The sequence below is a fragment of the Actinoplanes sp. NBRC 103695 genome, assembly GCF_030269485.1.
Taxonomy (GTDB): Bacteria; Actinomycetota; Actinomycetes; order Mycobacteriales; family Micromonosporaceae; genus Actinoplanes.
In genome coordinates this window covers 116661-132186 of record NZ_BSTL01000007.1, presented here as the reverse complement: position 1 = coordinate 132186, position 15526 = coordinate 116661, and the positions used below count along the sequence as shown (strand labels likewise).

Sequence of the window (15526 nt, the reverse complement as noted above, 5' to 3'; positions counted from 1 at the left end):
TGCAACTTGCAGGGTGCTCAGCTCAAGCCGCCGAAGAGTGTCGTGACCGAGCCGTCGTCGAAAACCTCGCGGATAGCCCGGGCCAGCAGCGGGGCGATCGACAGCACAGTGATCTTGTCGAGCTGCTTCTCGGCCGGCAGCGGCAGCGTGTTCGTCACCACGAGCTCACTGATCCGGCTGTTCTTCAGCCGTTCGGTGGCCGGGTCGGAGAGCAGCGCATGGGTGGCCGCCACCACGACGTCGGCCGCACCGGTGTCGAACAGGATGTCCGCCGCCTTGGCGATCGTGCCGCCGGTGTCGATCATGTCGTCGACGACCAGGCAGACCCGGCCCTCGACCTCGCCGACCACGCGGTTGGCCACCACCTGGTTGGGCTTGAGCGGGTCGCGGGTCTTGTGGATGAACGCCAGCGGGCAGCCGCCCAGCCGGTCGGTCCAGCGCTCGGCCACGCGGACCCGGCCGGAGTCGGGCGCGACCACGGTCATCGGCCGGCCTTCGAACTTCTTCTGTACGTGCTGGGCCAGGATGTCCATCGCGAAGAGGTGGTCCACCGGGCCGTCGAAGAAGCCCTGGATCTGCGCGGTGTGCAGGTCGACCGTGAGGATCCGGTTGGCGCCGGCGCTCTTGAGCAGGTCGGCGACCAGGCGGGCGGAGATCGGTTCCCGGCCTCGGTGCTTCTTGTCCTGGCGTGAGTACGGGTAGAACGGCAGGACGACGGTGATCCTCTTGGCCGACCCGCGTTTCAACGCGTCGATCATGATCAGCGTCTCCATGACCCAGGTGTTGATCCCCTCGGTCATGGACTGGACGACGAACGAGTCCGAGCCGCGTACCGAGTCCTTGAACCGGACGAAGATCTCGCCGTTCGCGAACTCGTACGAATCTGAGCGGGTGGGCTCGATGCCCAGCACCTGCCCGATCTCCTCGGCCAGCTCCGGAAAGCCGCGTCCGGAGAAGAGCATCAAACTTTTGCGGTTCTCCGCGACGATGCTGCCCATCGGTCTGGTCTCTCCCGTGGGTCGAGGGGGATTCTTCGCTTGCAGTATCCCCCTCGGCCGCCTGGAAGCCACCCGCTCAGGCAAGCGGGGTGGGACTGCTCACTTCTGCTGGTCGGCCGCACGCTGCGCCGCGTCGGCGGAAACCGTGCCCGGCCGCTTACGCTCGGTCCACCCCTCGATGTTGCGCTGCTGCGCCCGGGTGACGCCGAGGTTGCCGGCCGGCACCCCCTTGTCGATGGCGCTACCTGCGGCGACGTACGCCCCGGGCCCGATCTCCACGGGCGCGATCAGCACGGTGTCGCTGCCCACGAAGGCGGCCTCACCGACCGTGGTGTGGTGCTTGTTGACCCCGTCGTAGTTGGCGAAGATCGTGCCGGCGCCGATGTTGGCCTTGGCCCCGATGGTGGCGTCCCCCACATACGTGAGGTGCGGCACCTTCGCACCGTCGCCCAACTCCGCGTTCTTGGTCTCGACGAACCCGCCGACCTTGGCCTTGCGGCCGAGCCGGGTGCCCGGCCGCAGGTAGGAGAACGGCCCGACGGTGGCCGCCGGTCCGACCTCGGCGCCGATCGAGTGGGTCCGCAGGACGGTCGCCCCCTCGCCGACGGTGGTGTCCTCGAGCGTGGTGTCCGGTCCGATGACCGCACCGGCGGCGACCGTGGTCCGGCCGGTGAGCCGGCAGTTGGGCTCGATCTGGGCGTCCGGTTCGAGAGTCACGGTCACGTCGATCCAGGCGGTGGCCGGGTCGAAGATCGACACTCCGGCCCGCAGCCAGGCGGTGTTCACCCGGTCGCGCAGGCGGGCCCGCAGCCCGGCCAGCTCGGCCCGGTCGTTGCAGCCCAGCGTCTCCTCCGCGTCCGGCGCGACGAACACGCCGACCGGGTGCCCGACCGAGGTGAGCAGCTCGAACACGTCGGTGAGGTATTCCTCGCCCTGGTCGTTCTCGGTGGAGAGCTTGCTCAGCGCCTCGCGCAGCAGCGCCGCGTCGAAGGCGTAGATGCCGGCGTTCACCTCGCGGACGGCGCGCACCTCGGGCGAGGCGTCGCGTTCCTCGACGATCCGCTCCAGCCGGCCGCTCGCGTCGCGGACCACCCGGCCCAGCCCGGTCGGGTCGGCCACCTCGGCGGCCAGCACGGTGCCCGCGGACCCGGCCTGCTCGTGCGCCACCACCAGCGCCTCGACCGTGTCCGGCCGGAGCAGCGGGACGTCGCCGTTGAGCACGACGACGGTGCCGGCCGCGTCGGGCGCGGCCTCCAGGGCGATGCGTACGGCGTGTCCGGTCCCGTTCTGCTGGGCCTGCAGCACCGGCGTGGCCTCCGGCGCGATCTCGCCGAGGTGGGCGGTGACCTGGTCGGCCTTGTGCCCGACGACGACGATCGTGTGCTCGGCGCGGGCGGCGGCCGCCGCGCTCAGCACGTGCCCGACCAGGGTGCGGCCGAGCAGCGGGTGCAGCACCTTGGGCGTGGCGGATTTCATCCGCTTGCCCTCACCGGCGGCGAGTACGACGACGGTGCGCTGAGTCTGGCTCACGCGGAAACTCCAGAGGTGGGGTGTTGGGGTTGTCAGTTCAACACGAGATGCTCCCGGAAGAGGATTCGAACCCCTATAAACGGCACCAAAAGCCGCGGTCCTACCATTAGACGATCCGGGACCAATCGGGCATCGCCTCTGTGCGCGAAGCCCTCGAGCCACATATTAGCGGCCGCCCGCTTCCTGATTTTTAGCTCTCCCTCAGCGCGCATGCACACCCGCCGAAGGGGCACTTGGAGTGTAGGCAAGCTACGGTTGCGTAGGTTACGGTGACGTAGCCGTAAGTTCCCGTCCCCACTCCCCCGTTCAAAGAACCTGTGAGGTGCCATGACATCCACGCTCGCCGAGTCCGCCCCGAAGACCGGTCCGAAGCCGCTCACCGAGGGCCCGCAGTCCAAGGGGATCCTGTTCGCGCTCTACCTCTTCGTGCTGATCCCCTTCCTCGCGGTCCTGGTGGCGGTCCCGATCGCCTGGGGTGGCTGGTTGTCCTGGACCGACATCGCGATCGGCGCGGTCTTCTATGTGATCTCCGGCCTGGGCATCACGGTCGGGTTCCACCGGTACTTCACGCACGGCTCGTTCAAGGCGAAGCCGTGGCTGCGGGTGTCCCTGGCGGTGGCCGGTTCGCTGGCCATCGAGGGCGAGATCATCCAGTGGGTGGCCGACCACCGGCGGCACCACGCGTTCAGCGACCAGGAGGGTGACCCGCACTCGCCGTGGCGGTTCGGCACCGGCTTCTGGGCCCTGACCAAGGGCCTCTGGTACGCGCACATGGGCTGGCTGTTCAAGCGTGAGCTCACCAACCGGGCCCGGTTCGCCCCGGACCTGATGGCGGACAAGGCGATCGCCCGGGTCGACAAGCTGTTCCCGCTGATCGTGGTCGTCTCGACGCTCGGACCTGCGCTGGCCGGCGGCCTGATCACGATGTCCTGGCAGGGCGCCCTGACCGCGTTCTTCTGGGCCGGCCTGGTCCGCATCGGCCTGCTGCACCACATCACCTGGTCGATCAACTCGGTGTGCCATGTGTACGGTGAGCGCCCGTTCGAGGTCCGCAACGGCGACAAGGCGGCGAACTTCTGGCCGCTGGCGATCGTGTCCTTCGGCGAGAGCTGGCACAACCTGCACCACGCCGACCCGACCTGCGCCCGGCACGGTGTCCTGCGTGGCCAGATCGACATCTCGGCCCGGGTGATCTGGTTGTTCGAGAAGACCGGCGCCGCGTCCGACGTCAAGTGGCCTCGGATGGATCGCCTGGCCGCCAAGATGACCGCCAAGCCGACCAAGGTTGCGAACTGAGTGAGTCAACGCAGACCCGGCCGTCCTGGCAGGATGGCCGGGTGACCGAGTTGAACGACAGCCCAGCACCACCTCGGGGGCGACGCGCTCGCGCCACGACGAACGTAACGCAGGGGACGTCGCGGGTGCGCATGTCCGCAGCCCAGCGCCGCGAGCAGTTGATCGCCATCGGGCGGCAGCTGTTCGCCGAGCGAGGCTTCGACGGCACCAGCGTCGAGGAGGTCGCCGCCCGCGCCAAGGTCTCCAAGCCGGTGGTCTACGAGCACTTCGGCGGCAAGGAGGGTCTGTACGCCGTGGTGGTGGACCGGGAGGTCCGCTCGCTGCTCGACCGGATCGCCGCCGCGCTCACCGCGGGCCACCCACGTGAGCTGCTGGAACAGGCGGCACTAGCGCTGCTGGACTACATCGAGGACGAGCCGCACGGCTTCCAGGTGCTGGTCCGCGAGTCGCCGGTGCTGTCCCCGGCGGGCAATTTCTCCAGCGTGATGAACGACGTGGCACACCAGGTCGAGCACATCCTCGGCGCCGAGTTCAAGCAGCGGAACCTGGACCCGAAGTTCGCCGAGCTCTACTCGCAGGCGCTGGTCGGGATGGTGGCGCTGGTCGGCCAGTGGTGGCGGGAGGCGCGCAAGCCCAAGAAGGAAATGGTGGCCGCGCACCTGGTCAACCTGGCCTGGAACGGCCTGTCCCACCTGGAGGCCAAGCCGACCCTGCTGACCCGCAGGGCGAAATAGGCCCGTAAGGCGAAATAGGCACACGGCGAAGGCCCGCAAGGCGAACTGAACCGGCAGGGTCGGGTGGGTCAGGCCCGCTCGACCTTGCCGTAGAGGCCGGCCGTCAGCACGAGCAGGCCGGCCGCGGCCAGCACGACGACGTTGACCATCGACACGTTCAGCACGTTGACGTCGGTCTGGATGGCCGCCATCACGAACATGGCGATGCCCATCACGCCCCAGCCGAGCACCATGCTCAAGTGGTGGTAGACGTTGCCGCCGATCACGGCACCGCCCAGGATCAGCACGCCGAGGATCACCAGCAGCCACGAGCCGGCCGGGTTGACCCGCAGGCCGAGGGCCCAGTCGCCGCCGGTGCGGTCGAAGAAGGGGTCGCCGGCGGTCTGGACGAGGCCGATCACGCCGGCGACGAGCAGGTAGAGCCCGGCGAGGGCGGCGATGAAACGATAGGTCTGACGCAGGTGATGGTTGAGGGGGAAATGCGCCATCAGGCCGTGCGACCCTCCCTCACCTGGCGCGGGGCGCCGGCGTTCTCCGTGCGCTCCGTCTTGATATACAGCCCCGAGGTGACGAGCGCCAGCCCCACGAGGTAGGTGACGACCACTGTGGCGATGCTGAAGTCGAGGAAGTTCGCGTCGGTGCGGCTGGCGGCGAGCTCGTAGCTGCCGACCACCAGCAGGCCCCAGCCGAGCACCCGGTTGACCTCGGTGTCGATGTTGCGGCCCAGCACGGTCGCGATCAGCACCACGACGCCGACCAGCAGCGAGACGATCGACCAGAAGAGGTTGCCGCCCTGGCCGAGGATGCGCTCGTCCGGGTGCCCGAAGAGGCCGCCGTCGCTCACCATGATCAAGCCGACCACGCCGTAGAGCACCAGGTAGAGCCCGGCCAGCGCGGCGAGGGCGCGGTAGAGCGGCCGCATCGGGTGGTTGACCGGGTAGTGCGCCATGTGTCCGTCTCCAACGTCGGGCCGGTGGTCTCGACGTCGATTCTCGCGCATCGTGATCCGGCGTCGCAGGAGCACCCCCGGATCACCCCTCCGGTACGCGCTCCGCGAGCTCCAGCCACGCTTCCTCGGCCTGCTCCCGCTCCGCCTGCACGGCCTTGAGCTGGGTGTCCAGCTCGACGACACGGTCGTAGTCGTGACCGTGCTCGGCCAGCCCCTCGTTGATCTTGGTTTCCCGCTCGTCCAGCTTGGCGATCTGCCGCTCGAGCCGGGTCAGATCCTTCTTGGCGGCGCGCGCCTCGGCCGCCGACATCCCGGGCGCACTCGCTCGGGCGACACCCGGAGCGGTCGCCGGCATCTCGCCGGTCGGCGTCTGCACCCGGGCCAGGAACTCGTCCACGCCGCCGGGCAGGTGGACCAGGCGACCGTCGCCGAAGAAGCCGTACGCCGTCTCGGTCACCCGCTCGACCAGGTAACGGTCGTGGCTGGCCACGATCATCGTGCCCGGCCAGCTGTCCAGCAGGTCCTCGAGAGCGGCCAGCGTGTCGGTGTCCAGGTCGTTGGTGGGCTCGTCGAGCAGCAGGACGTTCGGCTCGCCGGCCAGCAGCCGCAGCATCTGCAACCGCCGCCGCTCGCCACCGGACAGGTCGCTCACCGGCGTCCACAGCCGCTTGTCGGTGAAGCCGAACACCTCGGCCAGCTGCGACGCGGACAACTCCCGGTCACCCAGCTGGACCCGCCGCGCGACCTCCTCGACCGCCTCCAGCAGACGCAGCTTTCCGGGCAGCTCCCGCAGCTCCTGGGAGAGGAACGCGGGCTTCACGGTCGAGCCGCGCACGATCGTGCCGCCGTCCGGCTCGGTGATCCCGGCCAGCAGACGCAGCATGGTGGTCTTGCCGGCGCCGTTCGCACCCAGCAGCGCGATCCGGTCGCCCGGGCCGACGTGCCAGGTGAGGTCGTCGAGGATCTTCTTCGGACCGGCCTTCAGCGTGACCCGTTCCAGGTCGTAGACCTGCTTGCCGAGCCGCGAGGTAGCCAGTTTCTGCAGGCTGACCGAGTCGCGCACCGGCGGCACGTCGGCGATCAGCGCGTTCGCCGCGTCGATCCGGAACTGCGGTTTCGACGTCCGGGCCGGCGGGCCGCGACGCAGCCAGGCGATCTCCTTGCGGAGCAGATTCTGCCGGCGGGACTCGGTGACCGCGGCCACCCGCTGCCGTTCGGCGCGGGCCAGGATCCAGGCGGCGTAACCACCCTCGTACATGTGCACGGACTCGTCCACCACCTCCCAGGTGGCGGTGCAGACCGCGTCCAGGAACCAGCGGTCGTGGGTGACGACCACGAGCGCCCCGCGCCGGGTGAGCAGGTGCTTGGCCAGCCAGTCGACACCGGCCACGTCCAGATGGTTGGTCGGCTCGTCGAGGATCAGCAGCTCGGCGTCCCGGACCAGCAGCGCGGCCAGCGCCACCCGCCGCCGCTCACCACCGGACATCGGGCCGACCGGCGAATCCAGCCCCAGGTGAGCCATGCCCAGACCGGTGAGGATGGTGCGGACGCCCGAGTCGCCGGCCCACTCGTGCTCGGCGCCCATGCCCTCGGGCAGCCAGGCCGTACCGAGCACCACGTCGCGCACGGTCAGCCCCGGCGCCAGGTCCAGGTTTTGCGGCAGCGTCGCCACGCGCAGGTCACGGCGGTGGGTGACCCGGCCGGAGTCGGGATCCTCGGTCTTGGCGAGCAGACGCAGGAGGGTGGACTTGCCGGCGCCGTTGAGGCCGACGATGCCCAGCCGGGCGTCGTCGTCCAGCCCCAGGGAGACGTCGGTGAGCAGTTGACCGGCGGCGCCATAACCCTTGCCGACCCGGTCCAGATTTACGATATTGGCCACGATGGGCTCTAGGTTATCCGGGCTCCCGGCATCGGCCCACGCGCGGTACGTGCCTCGCGACACACCCCGGCCGAGGTCAGCGCCTGAGCCAGGTGCTCGGCGCGCGCCGCGTCGGTGGCCAGGAACACCACCGACGGGCCGGAACCGGAGACGATGCCGGTCACCGCTCCCGCCTTCGAACCCGCCTGCAGCACGTCGGCCAGCTCGGGGCGCAGCGACACCGCCGCCGCCTGGAGATCGTTGCCCAGCGCATCGCCCAGCACCTTCGGGTCGCGCTGGCGCAGCGCGGCCATCAGCACGTCCGGGGTGTCCAGAGCCGCCGGCGCCTGACCGTGGTCACGCAGCCTGTCCAGCTCGCGGTAGACATCCGGGGTGCGCAGACCGCCGTCGGCGATCGCCACCACCCAGTGCCAGGTGGTCGGCCGGGCCAGGACCGGGCTGATCACCTCGCCGTGCCCGGTGCCCAGGGCGGTGCCGCCGTGCAGCAGGAACGGGATGTCCGATCCGAGCGCCGCACCGATCTCGGCCAGCTCCTCGCGGGCCAGGCCGGTCCCCCACAGCGCGTCGCAGGCCAGCAGCGTGGCCGCCGCGTCGGCGCTGCCGCCGGCCAGGCCACCGGCCAGCGGGATCGACTTGCGGAGATGCAGGCGGGCGTACGCGGGAACGCGGGCGTGCGCGGCCAGGGCACGGGCGGCCCGGATCACCAGGTTGGTCTCGTCCAGGGCGAGCTCGCCCTGACCCTCGCCCTCCATGGTCAGCGCGAGCGTGTCACCGTGGCTCGCGCGCAGCTCGTCGAAGAGGCTGATGGCGTGATAGACGGTGGTCAGCTCGTGGAAGCCGTCCGGACGCAACGCACCCACGCCGAGGTGCAGGTTGATCTTGGCGGGGACACGGATCCGGACCGGACCGGAATGCCGCCCGCCATCCTCAGGACCCCAGGCCTCCGTCACGCGGTGCTGCTCACGGGCAGCACACCGCTCGGGCACCGGGTCACTGGTCGACCTCCTCGGGCTGGACGCGGGACGCGCTGAGCTTACCGCCGTACCCCAGGGAATCAGCGGCGGCCGCGATCGCGGCGAACTCGCGCACGGACAGCGACTCCCCTCTCACCTGAGGGTTGATGCCCGCCTTGACCAGCGTCTCCTCGGCCCGGGCCGGTCCGCCGGCCCATCCGGCGAGCGCCGCGCGGAGGGTCTTGCGACGCTGCGCGAAGGCCGCGTCGATCACCGCGAAGACCTTCTTCCGATCCGCCACGGGATGGTCACGGCAGGTGAAGGCGACCAGGCCGGAGTCCACGTTCGGTACGGGCCAGAACACCGCCGGGGGTACGCGCCCCGCGGCGCGCGACTCGGCGTACCAGGCGAGCTTGACCGACGGAATCCCGTACACCTTGGATCCCGGCCCCGCGACCAACCGGTCGGCGACCTCCTTCTGCACCATCACCAGCCCACCGCGCAGCGTGGGAAGCCCGGCGAGCAGGTTGAGCACCACCGGGACGGCCACGTTGTACGGCAGGTTGGCGACCAGCATCGTGGGCGGCGGATCGAACTCGTCCGCCGTCACCCGCAGCGCGTCCCTGGGATGCACGGTCAGCCGGTCGGACCGCACGGTCTCCGGCAGGGCGGCGGCCAGGGCCGGGTCGATCTCCACCGCGTGTACGTGCGCAGCCGCGCCGACCAGCCCCAGCGTCAGCGAGCCCAGCCCCGGACCGACCTCGATCACGACGTCGTCGGGACGCAGCCCCGCGGCCGCCACGATCCGCCGAACCGTGTTCGGGTCGTGCACGAAGTTCTGTCCGAGCTTCTTCGTCGGCGCCACACCCAGCCGGGCGGCGAGCTCCCGGATCTCCGCCGGCCCGAGCAGTGCGTCAGCCATGGGCGCACAGCCTACGGTGCGGTTGATACAACGGAACGCATGACTGAGCTGCTGGTGCTGCGCGGTGTCGTGGAGGCCTCGCCGGACGCGGTGACCGACCTCCTGCTGGACGTGCGCCCCGGCGGCCGTTCCCCGCTGGCCGCGACCGGCGACGCCGAGCCACCCGACGGCGACGAGTTCACCGTGACGAAGGACGGCAGCCGCATCACCGTGGCGGTCGACCGGCAGGAGCGCTCGGTCAGCCAGCAGGGCGAGTGGTGGTACCGGGGCGTGACCACCGTGGAGCCCGACCCCCGCGGCGCCCGGGTGATTCACCGCATCTACAACGTGGCGCCGGGCCGGCGCTGGGCGGTCCGCTTCGTCTCCCGCGGACCCCTCAACGCGGCGCCCGTGGCCTTCGCGGCCCAGCTCACGGAGATCGGCCGCGCCCTGAACGCCAACGCCTGGGTCGAAGAAACCTGACAGCCCGGGGACGGTGGATAACGTCGGCGAGTGGGCACCCCGGCCGCCTGGCAACCCGCTCGGACCCACGCCCGGCGAAAGCGCCGGCAGCAAAGGCCCGCACCAAAGGCCGGGGAGGTTCTATTTCCAGGGGCCGAAGACGCGCTCGCCGTTGGCGGAGACCGCCGCGCACAGCTCGTCCAGGTCGTGCCCGGTGTATTCGGCGAGCGCCCGCATCGTGTGCGGGATGAGATAGGACGCGTTCGGTCGGCCGCGGAACGGCTTGGGCGTCAGGTAGGGCGCGTCGGTCTCCACCAGCATCTGCGCCGGCGGGGTGGCACGTGCGGCCGCGCGGAGGTTGTCGGCGCTACCGAAGGTGACCGTCCCGGCGAAGCTGAGGAAGTAGCCGCGGCGCACGCATTCACGAGCGAAGGCCTCGTCGCCGGAGAAACAGTGCAGGACGACGACCTCCGGGGCGCCTTCCTCGTCCAGCAGCCGGAGGACGTCGGCGTGCGCGTCGCGATCGTGGATGATCAACGCTCGGTGATGACGCTTGGCGATCGCGATGTGGGCGCGGAAACTCGTCTCCTGCGCGGGGCGACCGGCGGCATTCGTACGGAACGTGTCGAGCCCGGTCTCGCCGATCCCCCGGACCCGCGGCAGGGCGGCGAGTGCCTCGATCTCGCGCAGGGCCTCGTCGAGGTCGGCGAGCCGCGGCGCGTCGTTGGGGTGGATGGCGACCGCCGCCAGCACCCGCTCGTCCTGGGCCGCCAGTTCGGCGCCCCATTTCGAGGACGCTACATCCACTCCGACCTGGACGACTCGGTCCACTCCGGCTCGGACGGCCGCGTCGATCAGCTCGGTGACCCCGGGGCCGGATGTCTCGTGGACGGTGATGTCCAGGTGGGTGTGGCTGTCGAAGACCGGTACTGCCAGCGGCTCCGGCGGCGGCGGGAATTCCCCGGCGCGGCGCGTGGCTCGCTCCTCGCGCGTACTCATCGGGGCCAACTGTGCCACACGTGATCCTGCATACACGCAGGGCTGAGGCAACCCATCGTTCACCTTGAATCCACCCTGCGCGATTACGGTGCGTCCGTGACCGTGACCCGTGAGGTCGACCTGGAGCCCCTGGAGCCACCCCTGATGGCGCCGCTCCACCGCGATCTGGGCTGGGCCGATGTGCAGCGGATGAGTCAGTCCGCCTCGCACCGCGAGGATCCGGCCCTGCATCGCATCCGGGAGACCGCGGCGGTCAGGCGCGGCACCCGGATGGTGAAGGTCCTCTCCGCCGCCCAGGTCGCGGGCCATCTGGGTGGCTGGTTGCCGTACGGGTTCTGTTACCGCGCCTGCGACATCGAGCACCTGCGGCGGCCCGAGGAGCTGGCCCTGCTGCGTACGGACGGCGCGATGGACACCGAGGTGGGGTACGCGCTGCGCTGGCGCGCGGTCGACCCGGTCGACTACGAGATCCCCGGTGGCGCCGCTCAGCCGGGCCTCGCCGCGCTCCCGGCCCACCAGCGGATCGGCGCGCTCGTGCTGGGCACCGGTTTCACCCCGAGCAGCGACGACCTGATCCCGGAGTACATCAGCGCCGGTTTCGCCGATCTGCCGCTGCCTGCGAACGCGCAGCTGCTCGGCTATTCGTCCGCCGGCGAGGAGGTCGTGCTCTACACCTACCAGCCGGAGCAGCACGGCTGGCTGCGGCTGGCGGGGCCGAAGTGGCGCCGGCTGCTCGAGGGGCTGCCCGGCATCACCCCGGACCGGGAGTACGTGCCCTGCACGGACGCGCCGACCGCCCAGCTGGTGGGGCGCATCAACGAGCACGAGTACCAGGCGGTGGCGGATCCGCCGGAGGAGTTCCGGGTGCGCGCGCTGACCCGGGCCGCCCGCTATCCGGTGCAGACGTTGAGCCGGCGGGCCGAGCAGGCGCTGTGGCGGGGCACGGTCTGCTGGGTGCTTCAGCGCGACGAGCGGTGGGCCCGGCTGCGGCTGCTCCGGCCGGACGCGGAGAGCCTGGCGGTCACCGGGGCGCGGTGTTACGAGCGGGGCGTCTATGAGGCGTGGGCTCCGCTGGGTGAGCTGCAGGACCACCACATCATGGATCTCGCGTACGACCTGCCGCCCGCCCCGGCCAGGTTATAGATCTGGGTGAAAAGCGAGGATTGCTACTTTTGAGTGGTAAGCCTTGCGTATGGAAGCTCCGTACCCCAGCAACGAGACCGACCGGCTGGCTGCCCTGTACGCGCTCGGCGTGCTGGACACCGAGGCGGAGAAGGATTTCGACGACATCGTCGCGCTGGCGTCCCACGTCTGTGGCGTACCCATGTCTCTGGTTTCCCTGGTCGACACGGACCGGCAGTGGTTCAAGGCGCGGATCGGCACCGACCTCACCGAGACCCCGCGCGAGCTGTCCTTCTGCGCGCACGCCATCCTCGGCAAGGATCTGCTGGTGGTGCCGGACACCCACCGGGACGCCCGGTTCGCGGACAATCCGGCGGTGCGGACCGGCGAGGGCATCCGGTTCTACGCGGGCGCGCCGCTGATCACCTCCGACGGGTTCGCGCTGGGCACGCTGTGCGTCGTCGACTCGGAGCCGCGGCACCTCGAGGTCGAGCAGTTCCAGGCGTTGCGGGCGCTGGCCGGGCAGGTGACCGCCCAGCTGGAGCTGCGTCGCTACGCGGTGACGCTGGCCAACACCACCGCCCGGCTGCAGGAGCTGGAACGCCGCAAGGACGAACTGACCGCGCTGGTCGGCGGCGAGCTCAAACCGTCGCTGCGGCTGATGGACGCATACCTGGAGGGGCTGGGCCGGACCGGCCATCACGACCCGGAGCTGGCCGACCTGGTCGGGCACGCGTCGGCGGCGCACGTACGCGGGATGCGCGACCTGCTCGACCACCTGCTGAGCCTGGCCGGAGCCGGAGCCGGCAACGAAAGCCTGCACATGCGTCAGATCGACCTCACCCGCCTCACCCAGCGTGCGGTCGAGGCGGTCCGCCCGATCGCCGCTACCAAGCAGATCTGGATCCTCAACCAGGCCGGCGGCCCGGCGTTGCCGATCGTCGCCGATCCGGTGCGCCTCGAGCAGGTGCTCATGCAGTTGCTCTTCGCGGCGGTGAAGTACACGCCGTCCGGCGGCCGGGTGCGGGTCGGTACCGAGATCGAGTCCGGCCCGACGCTGCGCCTGGACGACATGGACATGCCCGGCGACGCGCGCCCGGACCTGTTCCCGCACCTCTACTACGGCGCCATCGCGAACCCGTCGGAGGCGACCGGACCGGACCGTGGCCTGGCCGTGGCGAAACGCATCCTGGACGCCCACCACGCCACGGTGGCGCTCTCCGACCGCCCGGGCGACGGCACGTCCCTGCACGTGGTGTTCCCGTTCGCGGAGCGTGAGGGAGACCGCGAACTGATGCGCGTCTGAGCGACAGACTCGGCCCCGCACCGCCCGGCTGCAGTTCGGGCGGTGCGGGGCCGGTCCTACCCGGTGCGTACCGGGCCTGAGCCGCCACCCGGGGGCGAGCCGGCGGACGGCAGGTCATAGCCGTTGGCGTGGGACATCTGGGACGGGACCGCGGGCCGCGCGGCCGCCCGGCCGGACGCCGGATGCGGGTCGAACGGCACCTGGTGCAGAGTCGGCGGCCAGGAGTCGACCTTCGGCGCGACGTCGAGATCGGGTGCGGCGACCGAGCCGGTCTGAGGCCCGCCCCGCACCAGCCCGGCCCGGCGCAGCTTGTGCCAGCCAAGACGCCCACCGGTCAACGCCGTCGTGGCGGACTGCATCAGGACCAGATACATGAGCTGCCGGTACGCGAACTGCTGAAGCGGCAGGCGCCAGAGCGGTCCCATCGCCTCCCGGTCGAACCGGAACGCGATCGCGGCGGTGACCATCTGGAGCAGCAGCATCCCGGTCCAGGCGAGGACGGTCTCCTCGAGCTCCCAGAACACCACGCCGTACACCAGCATGATGTCGACCACGGGCGCGAGCATCGGCAACGCGACCCCGAAGAGGGCCAGGAAGGGCAGCCCGCGGCGGCCGAACCGCCCGGACGCGCCGCGGTCGGTGAGCGCCCCGCGGTGCTTCCACATCGCCTGCATGGTCCCGTAGCTCCACCGGTACCGCTGGCGGTAGAGCTGCTCCAGCGTGGCCGGCGCCTCGGTCCAGGCCCGCGCCCGCTCCTCGTAGACGACCCGCCACCCGGCCCGGCACAGCGCCATCGTGATGTCGGTGTCCTCGGCCAGCGTCTCGTCGCTGAACCCGCCCGCCTCGGCGAGCGCCCGGCGCCGAAACGCCCCGATCGCGCCGGGCACCGTGGGCATGCAGTTGAGGACCTCGTACAGCCGGCGGTCCAGGTTGAACCCGATCACGTACTCGATGTGCTGCCATAGGGCGACCAGGCTGCGCCGGTTGCCGATCTTGACGTTGCCGGCCACCGCGCCGACCGACGGCCGGGCGAACGGCTGCACCAGCCGGCGGATCGAGTCCGGTTCGAAGATGGTGTCGCCGTCGACGGTGACGATCAGGTCGTTCTTGGCCAGGGCGACGCCGGTGTTCAACGCGTTCGACTTGCCGCCGTTGGGCACCCGGACCACCCGGACGTTCGGCAACCGCATCCGCTCCACGATCGACGCCGTGCCGTCGGTGGAGCCGTCGTCGACGACCACCACCTCGATGGCCGGGTAGTCGCCGCCGGACAGCGACCGGACCGCGGCCTCGATGCCCTCCTTCTCGTTGTAGGCGGGCACGATCACCGACACCGGCTCGGTCACCTCGGGGCCCCAGCGGAAACCGGCCTCGCGCCGCTGCCGGGCGTGCCGGCCGGCGAGCAGCAGGAGCAGGCCGGTACGCCCGATGGTCAGCAGCCCGACGACCAGGAAGAGGCCGGCGATCGCATACACCAGACCGTCGGCCAGCCCGACCGTCCACAGCAGGGCCTGACCCCGCCAGTGGTCGGACGCCGGGGCCGGCTCGTTGTACGCGAGCAGCGGCGGCGCGTTCTCGGCCTGCTTCAGCCCGACGTTGAGTCCCTCGGTGACCGTGGTGAACCGGTACCCGCGCGCCTTCATCGCCGGGATGAACGTGCGCAGCGCCTCCACGGTCTGCGCACGGTCGCCACCGGCGTCGTGGAACAGGACCACCGCCGACTCGTCGCCCTTCGGGGTGGCGTTCAGGATGATCCGCGGCACCCCGGGCCGCTGCCAGTCATTGCTGTCGGTGTCGTTGACCACGACCAGGTAGCCCTGCTCGCCGGCCTCCTTGACCAGCTTCCAGTTCGTCTCGTCGATGGCCTGCGACTTGGACGAGTACGGGAAGCGCACCAGGTTGGTGTGCACTCCCGCCGCCCGGGCGATCGCCATCTGCGTCTGGGAGAGCTCGAGCTTGCGGCGCCAGGGGGCGAGCAGCTGCATGTTCGGGTGGGTGAACGTGTGCAGACCGAACTCGTGCCCGCCGTCCGCGATCTGCTGAGCGACGTCCGGGTGGCGGGCCACCTCGGAGCCGACCACGAAGAACGTGCCGTGCGCGTCGTTCTCCGCGAGCACCTGGAGGATCTGCGGCGTCCAGGCCGGGTCGGGGCCGTCGTCGAAGGTCAGCGCGATCGTCTTGGCGGGCAGGTGATTGGAACTCACCTGCCCGCCGGTCGTGTTGATGACCGGGCCGCCGTCCAGGATCCCGGCCGGGACGCCTGCCTGGTCACCAACCTCCGTCGAGACGTGGTCGGCCTTGAACTCCGAGTTGATGTACGCCTGCACTACCAGGACCGCGACGAACAGCGCGATCATCAGCGTGCCGAGCATGATCCGCGGCCGGGGCAGCAGCCGG

General features: G+C 70.6%; 14 protein-coding genes and 1 tRNA gene. 5 read left to right on the top strand and 10 right to left on the bottom strand.

The genetic code is table 11. From position 1 onward, the window contains the following. Positions 1 to 17 precede the first annotated feature (17 nt). The 3 genes from QSK31_RS13920 to QSK31_RS13910 all read right to left on the bottom strand — a co-directional run bounded on the left by QSK31_RS13920 (position 18) and on the right by QSK31_RS13910 (position 2649). Positions 18 to 998 carry a ribose-phosphate diphosphokinase gene (locus QSK31_RS13920; RefSeq protein ID WP_285684087.1) on the bottom strand — a complete coding sequence of 327 codons (981 nt, stop codon included), beginning with the start codon at positions 996 to 998 and terminating at the stop codon, positions 18 to 20. A 99-nt stretch (positions 999 to 1097) separates the two neighbouring features. Then, on the bottom strand, positions 1098 to 2528 hold the full coding sequence (gene glmU, locus QSK31_RS13915; RefSeq protein ID WP_352244421.1) for a bifunctional UDP-N-acetylglucosamine diphosphorylase/glucosamine-1-phosphate N-acetyltransferase GlmU: 1431 nt from the start codon (positions 2526 to 2528) through the stop codon (positions 1098 to 1100). A 50-nt stretch (positions 2529 to 2578) separates the two neighbouring features. After that, a tRNA-Gln gene (locus QSK31_RS13910) sits at positions 2579 to 2649 on the bottom strand. 206 nt (positions 2650 to 2855) lie between these two features. Between QSK31_RS13910 and QSK31_RS13905 the strand changes: the two genes are divergently transcribed. Both QSK31_RS13905 and QSK31_RS13900 read left to right on the top strand, forming a co-directional pair. Beyond that, positions 2856 to 3824: an acyl-CoA desaturase gene (locus QSK31_RS13905; protein WP_285684086.1), complete on the top strand. Its 969-nt coding sequence runs from the start codon at positions 2856 to 2858 to the stop codon at positions 3822 to 3824. A gap of 131 nt (positions 3825 to 3955) precedes the next feature. Continuing rightward, positions 3956 to 4558, top strand: a complete 603-nt coding sequence (locus tag QSK31_RS13900) for a TetR/AcrR family transcriptional regulator (RefSeq protein ID WP_285684472.1) — start codon at positions 3956 to 3958, stop codon at positions 4556 to 4558. A 68-nt stretch (positions 4559 to 4626) separates the two neighbouring features. Here the strand turns inward: QSK31_RS13900 and QSK31_RS13895 are convergent, their stop codons facing one another. From QSK31_RS13895 to rsmA, 5 genes are all read right to left on the bottom strand, one after another. Continuing rightward, entirely contained in the window at positions 4627 to 5046 is a 420-nt protein-coding gene (locus tag QSK31_RS13895) for a DUF4383 domain-containing protein (protein ID WP_285684085.1), read from the bottom strand. After that, complete coding sequence (locus QSK31_RS13890; RefSeq protein ID WP_285684084.1) at positions 5046 to 5507, bottom strand: DUF4383 domain-containing protein; 462 nt, start codon at positions 5505 to 5507, stop codon at positions 5046 to 5048. The genes QSK31_RS13895 and QSK31_RS13890 overlap by 1 nt, the downstream gene beginning before the upstream one ends. Positions 5508 to 5589: 82 nt before the next feature. Next, positions 5590 to 7386, bottom strand: a complete 1797-nt coding sequence (locus QSK31_RS13885) for an ABC-F family ATP-binding cassette domain-containing protein (RefSeq protein ID WP_285684083.1) — start codon at positions 7384 to 7386, stop codon at positions 5590 to 5592. Positions 7387 to 7394: 8 nt separating this feature from the next. Beyond that, complete coding sequence (locus QSK31_RS13880) at positions 7395 to 8336, bottom strand: 4-(cytidine 5'-diphospho)-2-C-methyl-D-erythritol kinase (RefSeq protein WP_285684082.1); 942 nt, start codon at positions 8334 to 8336, stop codon at positions 7395 to 7397. A 40-nt stretch (positions 8337 to 8376) separates the two neighbouring features. After that, positions 8377 to 9261, bottom strand: a complete 885-nt coding sequence (gene rsmA / locus QSK31_RS13875) for a 16S rRNA (adenine(1518)-N(6)/adenine(1519)-N(6))-dimethyltransferase RsmA (protein WP_285684081.1) — start codon at positions 9259 to 9261, stop codon at positions 8377 to 8379. Between the two features lie 39 nt (positions 9262 to 9300). On the opposite strand from rsmA, the gene QSK31_RS13870 reads away from it, so the two are divergent. Then, positions 9301 to 9723, top strand: coding sequence for a hypothetical protein (locus QSK31_RS13870; RefSeq protein ID WP_285684080.1), 423 nt, complete (start codon positions 9301 to 9303; stop codon positions 9721 to 9723). Between the two features lie 120 nt (positions 9724 to 9843). Here the strand turns inward: QSK31_RS13870 and QSK31_RS13865 are convergent, their stop codons facing one another. Continuing rightward, entirely contained in the window at positions 9844 to 10701 is an 858-nt protein-coding gene (locus QSK31_RS13865; protein ID WP_285684079.1) for a TatD family hydrolase, read from the bottom strand. A gap of 96 nt (positions 10702 to 10797) precedes the next feature. On the opposite strand from QSK31_RS13865, the gene QSK31_RS13860 reads away from it, so the two are divergent. Both QSK31_RS13860 and QSK31_RS13855 read left to right on the top strand, forming a co-directional pair. Continuing rightward, the gene (locus QSK31_RS13860; protein ID WP_285684078.1) at positions 10798 to 11844 is read left to right on the top strand and encodes a hypothetical protein; all 1047 of its coding nucleotides are present in this window, start codon (positions 10798 to 10800) and stop codon (positions 11842 to 11844) included. 49 nt (positions 11845 to 11893) lie between these two features. Beyond that, the gene (locus QSK31_RS13855; RefSeq protein ID WP_285684077.1) at positions 11894 to 13129 is read left to right on the top strand and encodes a GAF domain-containing sensor histidine kinase; all 1236 of its coding nucleotides are present in this window, start codon (positions 11894 to 11896) and stop codon (positions 13127 to 13129) included. Between the two features lie 56 nt (positions 13130 to 13185). Here the strand turns inward: QSK31_RS13855 and QSK31_RS13850 are convergent, their stop codons facing one another. Further along, the gene (locus QSK31_RS13850) at positions 13186 to 15501 is read right to left on the bottom strand and encodes a bifunctional polysaccharide deacetylase/glycosyltransferase family 2 protein (RefSeq protein ID WP_285684470.1); all 2316 of its coding nucleotides are present in this window, start codon (positions 15499 to 15501) and stop codon (positions 13186 to 13188) included. Positions 15502 to 15526 lie beyond the last annotated feature (25 nt).